The 14,556-nt window shown below is 40.4% G+C and carries 18 protein-coding genes and 1 other RNA gene; 9 read left to right on the top strand and 10 right to left on the bottom strand.

All coding sequences use genetic code 11. The annotated features are described in order from the left end of the window. The 3 genes from INT04_RS14360 to INT04_RS14350 form a co-directional block, all read left to right on the top strand. Positions 1-446, top strand: a 446-nt coding sequence (locus INT04_RS14360; protein WP_226894119.1) for a hypothetical protein, incomplete at its 5' end; no start/stop codon positions are given. Beyond that, complete coding sequence (locus tag INT04_RS14355; RefSeq protein WP_193016779.1) at positions 443-841, top strand: hypothetical protein; 399 nt, start codon at positions 443-445, stop codon at positions 839-841. The genes INT04_RS14360 and INT04_RS14355, both read left to right, overlap by 4 nt. Before the next feature lie 206 nt (positions 842-1,047). Then, positions 1,048-1,317: a PAAR domain-containing protein gene (locus INT04_RS14350; RefSeq protein ID WP_193016778.1), complete on the top strand. Its 270-nt coding sequence runs from the start codon at positions 1,048-1,050 to the stop codon at positions 1,315-1,317. A gap of 90 nt (positions 1,318-1,407) precedes the next feature. Here the strand turns inward: INT04_RS14350 and INT04_RS14345 are convergent, their stop codons facing one another. Further along, the gene (locus INT04_RS14345) at positions 1,408-2,310 is read right to left on the bottom strand and encodes a LysR family transcriptional regulator (RefSeq protein WP_023582840.1); all 903 of its coding nucleotides are present in this window, start codon (positions 2,308-2,310) and stop codon (positions 1,408-1,410) included. Positions 2,311-2,423: 113 nt separating this feature from the next. On the opposite strand from INT04_RS14345, the gene INT04_RS14340 reads away from it, so the two are divergent. Further along, positions 2,424-3,128, top strand: a complete 705-nt coding sequence (locus INT04_RS14340) for a pirin family protein (RefSeq protein ID WP_193016777.1) — start codon at positions 2,424-2,426, stop codon at positions 3,126-3,128. 67 nt (positions 3,129-3,195) lie between these two features. Here INT04_RS14340 and rnpB read toward each other — a convergent pair. Together rnpB and rsmI are read right to left on the bottom strand one after the other, a co-directional pair. Then, positions 3,196-3,570, bottom strand: an RNA gene (gene rnpB, locus INT04_RS14335) — RNase P RNA component class A. 60 nt (positions 3,571-3,630) lie between these two features. Beyond that, positions 3,631-4,509, bottom strand: a complete 879-nt coding sequence (gene rsmI, locus INT04_RS14330) for a 16S rRNA (cytidine(1402)-2'-O)-methyltransferase (RefSeq protein ID WP_193016776.1) — start codon at positions 4,507-4,509, stop codon at positions 3,631-3,633. A 61-nt stretch (positions 4,510-4,570) separates the two neighbouring features. On the opposite strand from rsmI, the gene INT04_RS14325 reads away from it, so the two are divergent. The 4 genes from INT04_RS14325 (at position 4,571) to dolP (ending at position 8,034) form a co-directional block, all read left to right on the top strand. Then, positions 4,571-6,325 carry a penicillin-binding protein activator gene (locus tag INT04_RS14325; protein ID WP_193016775.1) on the top strand — a complete coding sequence of 585 codons (1,755 nt, stop codon included), beginning with the start codon at positions 4,571-4,573 and terminating at the stop codon, positions 6,323-6,325. Positions 6,326-6,455: 130 nt separating this feature from the next. Then, on the top strand, positions 6,456-6,833 hold the full coding sequence (locus INT04_RS14320) for a YraN family protein (RefSeq protein ID WP_193016774.1): 378 nt from the start codon (positions 6,456-6,458) through the stop codon (positions 6,831-6,833). A gap of 22 nt (positions 6,834-6,855) precedes the next feature. Continuing rightward, positions 6,856-7,446: a DnaA initiator-associating protein DiaA gene (gene diaA / locus INT04_RS14315; RefSeq protein WP_004245257.1), complete on the top strand. Its 591-nt coding sequence runs from the start codon at positions 6,856-6,858 to the stop codon at positions 7,444-7,446. A 9-nt stretch (positions 7,447-7,455) separates the two neighbouring features. Next, positions 7,456-8,034 (top strand): division/outer membrane stress-associated lipid-binding lipoprotein, encoded by a 579-nt coding sequence (gene dolP / locus INT04_RS14310; RefSeq protein ID WP_193016773.1) that lies wholly within the window; start codon positions 7,456-7,458, stop codon positions 8,032-8,034. 104 nt (positions 8,035-8,138) lie between these two features. Here the strand turns inward: dolP and ureG are convergent, their stop codons facing one another. Genes ureG through INT04_RS14275 form a run of 7 tightly spaced genes read right to left on the bottom strand, consistent with a single transcriptional unit; the run spans position 8,139 to position 13,168 of the window. Further along, the gene (gene ureG / locus INT04_RS14305; RefSeq protein ID WP_006535303.1) at positions 8,139-8,756 is read right to left on the bottom strand and encodes an urease accessory protein UreG; all 618 of its coding nucleotides are present in this window, start codon (positions 8,754-8,756) and stop codon (positions 8,139-8,141) included. Positions 8,757-8,765: 9 nt separating this feature from the next. Continuing rightward, the gene (locus INT04_RS14300) at positions 8,766-9,431 is read right to left on the bottom strand and encodes an urease accessory protein UreF (protein ID WP_193016772.1); all 666 of its coding nucleotides are present in this window, start codon (positions 9,429-9,431) and stop codon (positions 8,766-8,768) included. 12 nt (positions 9,432-9,443) lie between these two features. Then, positions 9,444-9,959: an urease accessory protein UreE gene (ureE, locus tag INT04_RS14295; RefSeq protein ID WP_193016771.1), complete on the bottom strand. Its 516-nt coding sequence runs from the start codon at positions 9,957-9,959 to the stop codon at positions 9,444-9,446. A 25-nt stretch (positions 9,960-9,984) separates the two neighbouring features. Continuing rightward, the gene (gene ureC, locus INT04_RS14290) at positions 9,985-11,688 is read right to left on the bottom strand and encodes an urease subunit alpha (protein ID WP_193016770.1); all 1,704 of its coding nucleotides are present in this window, start codon (positions 11,686-11,688) and stop codon (positions 9,985-9,987) included. Then, positions 11,685-12,011 carry an urease subunit beta gene (locus INT04_RS14285; protein WP_193016769.1) on the bottom strand — a complete coding sequence of 109 codons (327 nt, stop codon included), beginning with the start codon at positions 12,009-12,011 and terminating at the stop codon, positions 11,685-11,687. The genes ureC and INT04_RS14285 overlap by 4 nt, the downstream gene beginning before the upstream one ends. Positions 12,012-12,019: 8 nt before the next feature. Then, on the bottom strand, positions 12,020-12,322 hold the full coding sequence (locus INT04_RS14280; RefSeq protein WP_004908484.1) for an urease subunit gamma: 303 nt from the start codon (positions 12,320-12,322) through the stop codon (positions 12,020-12,022). A gap of 21 nt (positions 12,323-12,343) precedes the next feature. Next, positions 12,344-13,168, bottom strand: a complete 825-nt coding sequence (locus INT04_RS14275) for an urease accessory protein UreD (protein WP_193016768.1) — start codon at positions 13,166-13,168, stop codon at positions 12,344-12,346. A gap of 496 nt (positions 13,169-13,664) precedes the next feature. Here INT04_RS14275 and INT04_RS14270 point away from each other — a divergent pair, with 496 nt between their 5' ends. Next, positions 13,665-14,555, top strand: a complete 891-nt coding sequence (locus INT04_RS14270; protein WP_193016767.1) for an AraC family transcriptional regulator — start codon at positions 13,665-13,667, stop codon at positions 14,553-14,555. The last annotated feature ends 1 nt before the right edge of the window (position 14,556 follow it).

The raw sequence follows: 14,556 nt of genomic DNA, 5'->3' as shown, positions 1-14,556 counted from the left end.
GAGATTTTATTTTTATTACTCCAATTGCAAATGTACCTGCAATTTATGTGTATTTGAGTAAAGAATATAAAAAGAAAATTCAAAAATACGAAGAGGAATTTGGTGCTAATAATATACATGGGTTAAGAAGGCATGGAGCGGGTACTACTTTAGAACAACAAAAATACAGAACTCAAACAGGTTACACTCCTGATGCTAAATTTGGTAATGTTGTTGCTGCAACACGTTTTTTAAACTATAAAGATCAATGGGAAGCAATAGAAAAAGCTAATGAATTATATGATTCTGAAATAAACAAAAGCGGTAAGTTTGATTTTAATATGGGGAGAGTAGTTGCGGAGGGGTATAATAAAGATGGTGAATATTTTGAGACTTCTGTAGTTAGAGCCGCTTTTGATAAACGAACTGGAGAATTATATAGTATTTTTGGAGTGGAAAAAGAATGAAAAAAATAAAAATAGGTTATTATTATATTCGTATTTTTTGGTCTCCGTTAGGAGATGATTGTAATACTGATAAATATTATTTGAATTTAAATTTAAATAATAAAGAAAGTATTTATTCTATTGTTGAAAATGTACTTATTCCTGAGCTTAATTTATTTTCATATAAAGTAAAATTAAGAATAAAGGAAAGTTTGAAATATGCTATTACTTACTATTCAGATGAAAAACTAGCAGGTGCTTATGACAAATCTCCAACATTTGTTAAATTACCAGATAATATAACTGTACGTGATTTCTATATTTTTGTGTGGAAGTCTATGTATGGAGAAGAAAGTTATCAAGCATTAGAAAAAGATTTTTATATAGAAATTCCTCTTGAAGATATTTATGTTTAACTTTGTAAAAATACTATATTAGCATCTGATTTTTTGTATTAATAATTTTTTATTAGTGAAACCTAATCATAATGTTTTTCTCGATAATTTGCATAGTAGATTTGAAAGTTTTTATGAAAACAACAGATGAATATGATGGAAAGCCAGATTATAAAAAATTACTTTCCTTAATTAAAGAATAATTTTTAAAATTAAAAATAGAAAAAATGCGTAGCTCAATCCAAGGACGAAAAATCATTTTAAAAAATGATACCACCAATACTAAAGGAACCGTATTAAGCGGTTCTTTATTAGCAAAGCAAACACATGAAATTGCCTGCTTAGGCTATGAAGTCTATTGCCCTGCTTGTCAGCAAAAAGGTAAAATTATTGAGGGAGATACTATGATGAAAATAAACAATATCCCTGTCGCATTAGAAGGGCATAAAGTGCAATGCGGTTGTTTAAAGGGTTGTGTATTAGTGGCAGTGGAGTGATCCGTTTTTAATTAGGCGGAGACTTCCGCCTAATATTAGCATCTCTATTTTTATCGATATCTAAAACAGAAACATTATTAAGTACAAAAACTACTTTTTATTGTTTGCAAAGAGTTTTGGGATCTCGCGTAGACACCACGATTTAGCTTCGCCCATGCTATCTCTGCGCCATGCCATAATAATATTATTTTCATGGTGATATTCAGGGCCAACAACACGTAATCGCCCTTCTTTAATATCATCTTCAATTAAATCAATCGGCATTGTCGCCACACCTAAACCTGCAATTAATGCTCGGCGTTTATCTTCAATAGAACTGACCGTCAAACGGCGCTGTTTATCTAACAGCAATACTGTCAATACAGGGCGTTCTCTTGCTGTATCTGCAATCGCGATACCCCGATATTTTAAGCGAGTTTCTTCTGCTAATGGCTCTGGTTCGTTATGAATTGGGTGATCTGGGCTGGCAACGTAAACGCTAGTGGTATTGTATAAAGGACGAAAGTTGATTTCAGACGAGGTACGAAAATGCATATCCGGTGAAATCACAATATCACATTTACCGCTTTCTAAGCTTTCCCAAGCGCCCGCTAAGACTTCTGTTACTAAAGAGAGTTGCGTATTGGATTTTTCAGCTAATTTATCGACCAACGGAAAGAGCCGAGATGCAGGGGTCAGTGCTTCACAAACGATGGTGATATGTGGCTCCCAACCTCTTGCTAAGGCTTCAGCATCTGACGTTAGTTTATCAGCCGCTTCAAGCAGTATACGCCCTCTATCAAGAAGCATTCTGCCGACATTGGTAAATTTTGTTCTATGACCAGAACGGTCAAAAAGGACGACATCTAAATCTTCTTCTAATTTTTGCATGGTATAACTGAGTGCCGATGGAACTCGGTTTAGTTCATCAGCCGCTGCTGCAAAACTTCCTCTACGATCAATGGCATCCATCACTCGTAAAGATTCCAACGTAATGGCTTTGTCTTTACTCATTATACTTATCTCTATCAAATAATTTGATTATAGGCACCAGATTAACTTGCTAACAATAGACAGTCCATACCTCTATGATAAATATATTGATAATCTACTCGAAAAATACCGCCATGATAAAATACAGAACAGCACAACAGTGTGGTAAAGCGGATTATGGTTGGCTACAAGCTCGCTACACATTTTCCTTTGGCCACTATTTTGACCCTCATTTTTTAGACTATGGCACGCTAAGAGTTCTTAACCAAGAAGTGCTTGCCCCAAATTCAGAATTTAAAGCAAAGACTTATCCTCACGTTGATGTGGTTAATCTTATTCTGCAAGGGGAAGCAACATACCTTGATAATATGGGACGAACAGTCACAGCAAAAGAAAATGAGTGCTTACTTATTTCACCCCATAATACCGAAACCTATATTGAGAAAAATAGCAGTCCAGATACACCATTAACCCGTATCCAGTTGTGGCTAAATGCGTGTCCACAACAAGAAAGTTTAGCTTCACAAAAATTGATATTAGATGAAAATTTAAAATATCAATTATTAGCTTCACCTACGGGTGATGATGGTTCGTTAATGTTAAGGCAAACTATTTGGCTCTATCATATTCATTTGCATGCTGGCGATGAAATTACACTGCCATTAAAAGGACAAAAAGGTTACCTGCAATCTATAAAAGGCAGCACCTATTTGCAAACCTCAACACAAGAGAATGGACAAATTCAGTGTGGCGATGGGGCTTTTGTTCAAGATAGCCACAGCATCACGTTAAAAAGCTCGGCTGATTTTCGTGGCTTATTTATTGATATTATTTCGTGATAATACGTTTAGAATGGACTAAAAGTAGAAAACCCTCGAAACACAATGTGAATCGAGGGTTTTTTATGAGGTGAGTTGACCGTTAAGCCGGGTTCTGTCGTGGACAACCATTCATCTAGGCCAGAACTTGCGCGCTGGCTCCAGCAACCTACCCGGGTTCAATGCGGGCCGCACCATAAGAACCCCTATTTGGTCTTGCTCCGGGTGGAGTTTACCTTGCCACAAACTGTTACCAGCTGTGCGGTGCGCTCTTACCGCACCCTTTCACCCTTACCTGATCCTGTAAACAGGCCATCGGCGGTTTACTCTCTGCTGCACTTGTCGTAGGCTCGCGCCTCCCAGACGTTATCTGGCACCCTGCCCTGTGGAGCCCGGACTTTCCTCCCCTCTATCTGTCCCCCCAAAAGGGCAACGATAAAGCAGCGGTTGTCTAGTCAACTCAGGGTGCGGATTATAGGGATTCTGATTGAAAATGTATAGCAAAAGAAGCTAAAAAATCACTTTACTCGTCTTGAGCTTCACCATTTTGCTCAATAACGTGTTTATAAAGTGCGTTTTTTTTCACACCGTAAATTTCAGCCGTCACTGCAGCCGCTTTTTTCAACGGTAACTCTTTTTGTAAAATCGCCAATGTTCGTAGCACTTCGGGGTCAAAATGGTCATCAACGGGCTTTTCATAACCCTCAACAATTAACACCATTTCACCTTTACGGCGATTTTCATCTTCAAGTACCCATTTAAGTAATTCACCTACAGGCATACCTTGAATAGTTTCCCACGTTTTTGTGAGCTCTCTCGCTAATACAACATAGCGATCTTCCCCCCAAACTGTCACCATATCAGCTAAACTATCTAACAACCGATGCGTTGATTCATAAAAAATCAAAGTACGAGGCTCTTCTGATAATTCACGCAAACAATCCTGACGACTTTTTGTTTTTGCTGGTAAAAAACCTTCATAACAAAAACGGTCAGAAGGAAGTCCAGCGGCAGAAAGTGCCGTAATAGCGGCACAAGCCCCAGGTAATGGCACGACATTTATGCCATTTTTGCGGCATTGATTGACTAAATGATAGCCAGGATCGTTAATTAATGGTGTACCTGCATCAGAGACTAATGCGATACTTAGCCCCTGTTGTAATTTGCTAATTAATTGATCTGCTTTTTGCTGTTCATTATGATCATGTAACGCAAACAAACGTGCGTTAATGGCAAAGTGCTGTAATAGAAGCCCTGTATGACGGGTATCTTCTGCAGCAATTAAATCGACATGAGACAGCACATCAAGTGCCCGCTGGGTGATATCGCCCAGATTACCAATAGGTGTGGGTACTATGTACAGTGTGGATGTCGTTACCGCTGCTCGATTAGGTTGATTCATTGTTTATTCCGAATGACCGATTTGAAATTGAGCATAATTATAAAACATCACTGGGTACAGTATGCTTTCCTCAATTTTTGTGCGTTTTAAAACAGGTTTATCCTATACTGCGATACTCTCTGCGTTGATTATGTCAGGTTGTACCCTGACGGGGCAACAAGAACAACCACTCACTCCCGCTGCAAAAGCAGAAATGGAGATGAAACAATTTCAAAAAGTGATTGATGAAGCTCAAGGGCTGGCGTCTTTAGACGTGATCAGAGCCTATATTGGGTTAGAAACGTTAATTACTGATCCTGAACTGCATCAGAAAAATATTGATGATACCTGGCTCACATTAACAAAACTCACGCCAGAACAACGCAATAGCGCTGTTATCAAAGCGGATGAAAACACCCTGCAAGGTTGGTTAGACTTACTCAACACCTATGAATACAACAAAGATGATGCGGATAAGTTATCTAAAGCGGTTAGAGAATGGCAAACTCGCTATCCTCGTAACCCTGCGGCGTTAACACTCCCTGCATCATTATTACGCCTTTCTCAACCTTCTGTCAGCGCAAGCAGCCAAATCGCATTATTGTTACCTTTAACAGGGCAAGCCAAAGTATTTGGAGAGGCCATTCGCCAAGGCTTCCTTGATGCGCAAAGTGGTTTACCACAACCTCAAGCAATGCCTGAACCAGAACCGCCTAAAAATGATGACAGCCTTGCTTCAATTTTAGAAGAATTAGGCATCAAAAATACTGAAACACCGACAACGGATACCGCACAAGAAACAACTGAAAAAACTGAAACGACTCAAGATAAAGAAAAAGAGAGTTCTGCATTTTCAGGTAACACTACACTGCGCTTAGATCCTGTCGCTAAAAATGCACGTCAGGTGATTGTTTATGATACCAATAGCCAATCTATGGATGTTTTGCTGAAACAAGTACAACAAGACGGCGCTAGCTTAATTGTAGGGCCATTACTCAAACCTGAAGTCATGAAAACCATTGAACTTCAAAGTGGCTTACCTGTACTCGCATTAAATGAGTTAGATGCGATTCCTTCTGCAACAACGGTTTGCTTCTTTTCACTTTCACCAGAAGATGAAACTCGTAATGCCGCACAGCATTTACGCCAGCAACAAAAATCCAACCCATTAATTCTTGTTCCAGATAATAAATTTGGTCAAAGAATGGCGCAAACTTTTGCTGATGAATGGCAACGTACGGGTGGCGGCACTGTTTTACAACAAACCTTTAGCTCATTAGACAGCTTAAAAGCATCAATTAATCGTGGTGTGGGAATTCGTATGACAGGAACACCTGTTTTACCAACCGCCAACGCACCTCTACCATTAGAAACTCAATCTATTCCGTCAGTGGGCGGTGCTATTGATTCGGTTTATATCATTGCCACCAGCGATGAATTAACCTTAATCAAACCTATGATTGATATGGCAATTAGTACGAAAAAACGTCCGCCTATCTACGTCAGTTCACGCAGTAATCAAGGGGGAACAGGCCCTGATTTCCGTATGGAAATGGATGGTATCCAATTTAGTGATATTCCATTAATGACAGGCGCTAACTTGCCACTAATGCAAAAAGCATCAAGCAAATTTGCGAACGATTACTCATTAATGCGTCTTTATGCCATGGGAATTGATGCATGGTCACTAGCAAACAATTACAATGATCTCACAAAAGGGACATTACGTTTTAATGGTATTTCAGGTTCATTACGTGTTGAAGACAACTGTACAGTGTACCGTCAACTTCCTTGGATGCAATTTAAACAAGGTAAAATTGAGCCTGTAACACAGTAATATACGCAGTCAGTGAATATCAAAAAACCGCCGTCAATGAAGCGTTCCTTAAAAGTTGGATACCCAACCATTAAGAATTCACTTCAATAAAGGCGGTTTATTTATCATTGATAACAGAAGGAAATCATGGATGATTTTTTCTAAAAGCCCTTACTTTATAGGGCTGTACTATGAGCAAAAAGCGCTAAAATATTTATACCAACAAGGATTAGTATTAATTGAGCGTAATGTCCGATATCCCTGCGGAGAAATTGATCTTATTATGCAGGAAAACAAGACATGGGTATTTGTTGAGGTTCGTTTTAGGCGTAGTGCCCTATTTGGTGATGCGATAAGCTCTATTACCTACCCAAAACGACGTCGTCTATGGCGTGCTGCAAAGTGCTGGTTAGCACAACGCCAAGAAAGTATCGAGACATCAGACTGTCGCTTTGATATTTGTGCATTTAATCAACGCCAGTTAGTATGGTTAAAAAACATTCTCGATTATACGGAATTTATTCGTTAAATTAGATTATATAGGTCTTAACGTGCTTGATAGAATCAAAGTCTGCTTTACAGAGAGTATCCAAACTCAAATTGCGGCAGCAGAAGCATTACCCGATGCCATTTCCCGAGCCGCCATGATGATGGTTCAATCTTTGTTAAACGGACATAAAATATTAAGCTGTGGAAACGGTAGCTCAGCCGCAACGGCTCAACGATTTGCCGCCAGCATGATCCATCGTTTTGAAACTGAGCGCCCAAGCTTGCCTGCATTATCGTTAAACACAGATAGCGTTGTGATGACTGCAATTATGGGGAATCAGCAGCACGATGAAATCTATGCTAAACAAGTGCGTGCATTAGGACAAGCTGGAGATGTACTACTCGCCATTTCGACACATGGTAACAGCAGAAGCATTATAAAAGCCGTTGAAGCCGCTGTTACACGAGATATGACCATTGTTGCGCTCACGGGCTATGATGGCGGAGAACTTGCTGGATTATTAGGCCCACAAGATGTTGAGATCCGTATCCCCTCTCAACGTACCGTCAGAATACAGGAAGTTCAGATGCTAACGGTCAATTGCCTCTGCGATTTAATTGATAATACATTATTCCCACATCAGGATGACTAAGGAGTTACTATGAAATTGCTTCCTATCGCCGCAGTGCTGTGTTCTGCACTTTTACTGCAAGGTTGTATCGGCGCCGCCGTTGTTGGTACTGCTGCAGTGGCAGGCAAGACCGCAACCGATCCTCGCTCATTAGGGCAACAAGTTGATGATGGTACATTGGAAGCACGAGTTTCTGGTGCTCTAAACAAAAACGAACAAGTCAAAAAAAGTAATTCACGGATTGTGGCTACCGCGTATCAAGGCAATATCTTGTTAACTGGTCAAAGCCCTGATATGTCCGTTGCCAATACAGCAAAACAAGTCGCCAGTAAAGTTGAAGGGGTGAATAACGTCTACAACGAAGTGCGTCAAGGTGAGCCAGTAACATTAGGCACCGCATCTTCAGATACATGGCTAACAACCAAAGTACGCTCACAAATTTTAGGCAGTGATTCCGTAAAATCATCTTCTGTCAAAGTGATCACTGAAAATGGTGAAGTGTTCTTATTTGGTATTTTGACTCGCCAAGAAGGGGCCGCGGTTGCGAAAATTGCCAGTGAAACCAAAGGTGTAGTTAAAGTTACAACGGCATTTACTTATCTTAATTAATCTCACACGTTGATATCATATCTGTATTATCCTGACAGTATCTGTCTTTATGACTAAATGACCGATACTGTCAGTTTATCCCATACCTTTATTAAAACAAACTGTTAGCGTCTTAGCATGCCTTTATCAATGATAAAATCGATAATGGTTTCTAAACCCACCTTTTCTTTTAAGTTTGTGAAAACATAAGGTTTTACTGGACGCATTCTTGCTGTGTCTGCTTCCATCACTTCTAATGATGCGCCAACATAAGGTGCCAGATCGATTTTATTAATGACTAATAGATCTGAGTGTGTAATACCGGGACCACCTTTACGTGGAATTTTTTCCCCTTCAGCCACATCAATCACATAAATGGTTAAATCAGCAAGCTCTGGGCTAAATGTCGCACTTAAGTTATCACCACCACTTTCCACAAAAACGATATCAAGATTTTTGTGGCGCATTGCTAATTCTTCAACCGCGGCAAGGTTCATTGATGCATCTTCACGAATAGCAGTATGAGGACAACCGCCCGTTTCAACACCAATAATACGATCCGCATCTAATGCCTCAGCACGCGTTAAGATCTTGGCATCTTCTTGAGTATAAATATCATTAGTCACAACCGCGATTTCATAGGTGTCGCGCATTGCTTTACAAAGAACTTCTAACAGTGCCGTTTTTCCTGATCCAACAGGGCCACCAACACCAATACGGAGTGGTTGATTATATTCTTGCATATAGATTTCTCATGAACGAAAAAGTCGAGTGTATTGTGTTTCATGGCGACTACTGGCAATGATTTGTGCAGGTGTAAAACTCCCAATATCATCCGTTGGCCAATGTGCTGATTGCTCAACAATTGCGGGGATCTGCTCCGCTAATGTAAACAATATTTTTTGTCCTGCACTTTGCCCCAAAGGAATTATCTTTACCCCTGACATCACCGTATTTTCAAGCCAACCCCAAGCATAAGCACAACACAGTTTTTCAGAGGAAATTCCCCATTTCACCGCCGCTAATGCAAATGCCATAAGCTGAGTCTGTTTTACACACACTTGTAAAGTTTCATCTAACTCAATACCTAACTGAGGGAGTAAACGAGCGAAAGCAATTCCTCGTTGGCGTTCTTCTTGTCTTAACTCTTTCGTTTCACGACTTGCGACAATAAAATCACACCAGTACTTCACTTCACTCATTTTTACTTGTGCCAAACTTTCTTGTAATCGCCGTAATATAGGAAGCTCTAACGTTGCTAACGTGCCCATCATTTGGGTACTTAGCCAATCCGTTAATGTTTGAGGACAACAAACCCACCCTTTTTCAATCGCCCACTCCAACCCTTGAGAGTAAGTAAACGATCCTACTGGTAAAGAAGGACTGACTAATTGATATAAGCGTAGATCTGCAAGCATCAATAGGCTCCTTTAATCAGATAATGAGTGATGATGGTGATGGTGATCGTCATGATCATGATGGTGATGATGCCCCCCTGACGATCCCCCATAAGCGCCTGGCTCAGGCTGATATTTCTCTAACCCGATAACTACATTTGCACCTAGGCCTCTCGCCATATCATCTAAAACATGATCATGAAAATAGCGACACCAACCCGCTTCGATTTGCAATGGAACATGGCGATTACCCAAGTGGTAACACACGCGAGCTAATAACAAAGGATCTTCGCTATACACTGTAGAAACTTGCTCTTTTGCAGCTTCAATTGTGACTAGCGTATTATCTTCTGACAGTAAAATATCACCTTCTTTTAACACGGTGCCACGAGGTAAAAAAAGTCCCGCCTCTTGCCCATCACTTAATGTGACTTTTAAGCGGCTTTTGGTTCTTTCATCCATGGTTAAACATAAGGTAAGGGCTTGTTTTTCTGACATTGCTATTTCAAGCGCTTTCTCTTTATCTATAATTTGAGTAAATCTTTTCATTCTCTACTTTCTCGGTAAACATGGATCAAAAGAGGAAATAGCGTTGTGCCATCGGTAATTGTGTCGCAGGTTCACACACTAATGGCACGCCATCAGCTTTGACAATATACGTTTGTGGATCAAGCTCAATATGAGGCACATAACTATTGTGGATCATCGATGCTTTTGTGACGCTACGACAACCTTGAACACGACCAATTAAGCTCTTTAAGCCCAGCGTTTCAGGCACACCGGCTTCAATGCCCGCTTTCGACATAAATATCATCGATGTTTGGTATTTTGCTTTACCTAAACAGGCATACATTGGGCGATAATGCACAGGCTGAGGTGTGGGAATAGCCGCGTTAATGTCGCCCATTGGCGCATAAGCAACCATTCCACCTTTCATGATCAGCGCTGGCTTCACCCCAAAGAAAGCCGGATCCCATAAAACCAGATCCGCTAATTTACCTTTCTCAATAGAACCGACTTCGTGTGCAATACCGTGGGCTAAAGCAGGATTGATAGTGTATTTCGCCACATAACGTTTAATACGATGGTTATCACTTTCAGCGGTATCACCTTCTAATATGCCGCGCTGCAATTTCATTTTGTGCGCACATTGCCAAGTACGAAGAATAACTTCACCTACGCGTCCCATTGCCTGTGAGTCTGACGACATAACAGAAATCGCGCCCATATCATGTAAGATATCTTCCGCAGCAATGGTTTCACGACGAATACGAGATTCAGCAAAAGCCACGTCTTCAGGAATAGAAGGATCAAGGTGATGGCAAACCATCAACATATCAAGATGCTCATCTACCGTATTAATGGTGTAAGGCATAGTTGGATTGGTTGAGGCAGGCAGAATATTGGGTTCACCAACCGATTTAATGACATCAGGTGCATGCCCACCACCAGCGCCTTCAGTATGGAAAACGTGGATCACACGCCCCGCAATGGCTTTCACTGTTTCTTCATAAAAACCACCTTCATTCAAGGTGTCAGAGTGAATAGCAACTTGCACGTCCATTTCATCTGCGACATTAAGGCAATTGTGAATCGCCATTGGGGTTGCGCCCCAGTCTTCATGAATTTTTAGACCGATAGCACCCGCTTCGATTTGTTCACGGATCGCTTCGGGTTTGCTGACACACCCTTTACCAAATAAACCCACATTAATGGGTAACTCATCAACAGCCTCTAACATGCGGTGCATATTCCAAATGCCGGGAGTCACGGTAGTTGCATTTGTTCCAGCAACAGGACCCGTTCCGCCGCCAATAAACGTGGTAACACCTGAAACTAAACCTTCTTCAGCTTGTTGAGGGCAAATAAAGTGAATATGAGTATCAACGCCACCCGCAGTCACAATTTTACCTTCACCTGCAACAACTTCTGTTGCAGGCCCGACCACAATATCCACATTAGGCTGGATATCCGGATTACCCGCTTTACCAATACCGACAATACGGCCATCCTTAATACCGATATCCGCTTTGACAATTCCCCAGTGGTCTAAAATAATGGCGTTAGTGATAAGCACATCAACACACTCAGCATTCACCACTTGGCTTTGCCCCATGCCATCTCGAATAACTTTACCACCACCAAATTTGACTTCTTCACCATAAGTAGTGAAATCTTTTTCAATTTCCAGAAAAAGCTCAGTATCTGCTAATCGCAGACGATCGCCTGTTGTTGGCCCAAACATATCTGCATAAGCTTGACGTGAGATCGTTTTCATTTATTCTCACTCTCCAATTTACCCATCACTTTGCCATGAAAACCGTAAATCTCACGTTTACCTGCAAAAGCCACTAACTCAACCGTGCGGCTTTGGCCCGGTTCAAAACGAACCGCCATACCCGCAGGAATATTTAAACGAAAGCCCAATGTACCTTCTCGTTCAAACTTCAACGCGTCATTTACTTCATAAAAATGATAATGAGAACCCACTTGCACAGGCCTATCGCCATGATTGGCAACCTGTATTGTTTTTGTCTCACGTCCAGCATTAAGTTCAATATCGCCTAACGCTTGGTTAACTCTAATTTCACCGGGTATCATGTTGTTACCTATACAATAGGGTCATGAATAGAAACAAGCTTTGTACCATCAGGAAATGTGCATTCCACTTGAATGTCTTTTATCATTTCTGGTACGCCTTCCATCACCTGCTCAGCGGTTAAAACAGTACGCCCTTCACTCATTAATTGAGCGACAGTTTTCCCATCGCGTGCACCTTCCATAATGGCACAACTAATCAATGCAACCGCTTCAGGATAATTAAGCTTAAGCCCTCTTGCTAAACGTCTTTCAGCAACAAGGCCTGCTGTAAAAAGCAGTAATTTATCTTTCTCTCTTGGTGTTAATTCCATTTCTGCTCCTAAAATTAACGATTATGTCGCCCATATACGAGGCGGCTCTGGGCAATACCCTAACCAGTGTTCTCTTACGGTTTGCCAAACTTGTACAAAGCACGCCATCATCGGCTCTGTTTGTGAGCCTAATAACCGTAAAACAACAATACCGTCTACATCGGTTAAACCATATTCGATAACTCCGTCATGAGAACATGAAAAACACTCAACACGTTGCTGAATAAGGTTTTTTAATTCTTCCGTTGCTGGGTAAATATAAAGTGATCCCAGCATAGGAAACTCACGCATTGCAGCGGCTTTTTTTTGTAAACCATCGACAAAAAGCGATTCTGTTAATATTAAGTTTTCATCAATGTAAAAATTAAAGCGCCCTTTAATATTGCCGTTTTCAAACCACTCATTTAAAACAGGGCGACCAAAACATTGGATTTCCCACCCAATAAATTTGGCATTAGATGCAATATGAATATGTGTTTCTAGGCGCACCTGAGCCTCAGGGAAAAAGATATTTTCCTGTGGAAGCCACTCTAAAAAGCCATTAGACGCAACTTTTAATGTTTGTATTTGGTGAGCACTACGATAAAACTTTGTTGCACCTGGCGTAGTAAGCAATGCATGTGCTTCAGATTGCACATCAATATTAATGAATAGTTTGTCGCCACCCACTACACCACCAGGAGGATGGAGCAAATAAGTGTGTGCAATCCCTTGCTCAGGATAAAAAGGGCGCTGAACCATTAATGGGCCGATGTGGCGTTTTTCGGTAAGACGTGTCACCCCGCGTTTTACTTCGTAACGTAAAACTATTTCAGCAAGCCAACCCTTCCCTGAAAAGTCAGACATACTCACTCCTGCCAATCGGCAAAATGATCAAAAAATGAGGACAATACGTGAATATATACAGCACTACCCATAAGATTGTGTCATTCAAAATCAAATAGAAAATAAGCTCATGAATGTTGGGTAGGGTGTGGATAAAAGACAAACCGTGATACCCTAAGAACAGGATAATCCCCTTCGTCTGTGACGCGCGATTCTACACCTTATAACGAAAAATGCGTTTTAAATAAATAGCAATTTATTTAGAAAAAATGACACTGTTCAAAATAAATGTAAAAAATGAGCAGATATCTATATTGTCATCGTTCATCAACGGGATTATATTCTGTGCCACGCTCATGCCATTTTGCATGACTGCGCTAATTTTTTTACTAGAATAACCTCTTTATTTATTATTCTAGATGTAGCTTATAAGTTTATACAACAAAATGAGTTAACTTTAAGCGTTGTTCATTTAAGCAAGATTGATGCTTAGCTTGCCTGCAGTATATTGGAGATTATGGAATACAAACACATTCTGTCCTCTAACCAGATATCGTTAAAAACGTTCTATATCGAAAACCCGATGATAGCGATGGTTAGTGGCGCCAAAGGTACAATTTGCATTAATGGGCAATCTATTGATGTCACAACACACTTGACCCTTATTATTCCTAAATATAGCCAAGTTTCCTGTGATATCGTCAACCAATTCACACATAAATCGATTGAATTACATACTCTGGTCTTATGTGAAACAGAGCTTCAATCTGTTTTTTCTTTACTCAAGCCGTTAATCAAATCGACCTCACCATTGACGAGCCATATTCCGGCTTATCACTTATCGACACCTGAGGTGGTGAAAAGTAACTTCAGCATACTCAAACAGTGCCTACCGCTCCCTCATGGTTCTCCCTCTCAAGAAACCATGTTTATGCAACAGTGTTTATTCTTTATTTTGATGGCGGTGTATCAAGAAGGTGTGGATATTTTAAATATCTTTCGATTTAATTATGATGAGCCTAAAAATCAGGCGATTACCCACCTTATTACACAAGATCCACAGCGTAAATGGCATTTAGACGATGTAGCAAAAACACTTTTTACAACACCCTCAACGTTACGCCGACATTTAAATAAAGAAGGTGTCTCATTTTGCCAATTGTTACTGGATGTCAGAATGGGGATCGCCTTAAATTATCTGACGTTCTCCAATTATTCTGTTTTTCAAATCAGCCATCGCTGCGGTTTTGGCAGTAATGCCTATTTTTGTGATGCGTTTAAGCGTAAATACGGTATGACACCTTCGCAATTTCGCGTTCAGTCTCGTCAATCAAACGATCCGTCTGCGATAACAAAGTTGTCAGAAAAAATTGCAGAGCCAGACAGAAAAATATTTCAAACTCTATAAA

Source organism: Proteus sp. FME41 (assembly GCF_014897315.1).
In the GTDB taxonomy this organism is placed as follows: Bacteria; Pseudomonadota; Gammaproteobacteria; order Enterobacterales; family Enterobacteriaceae; genus Proteus.
This window is presented reverse-complemented; position numbering and strand designations above follow the sequence as displayed.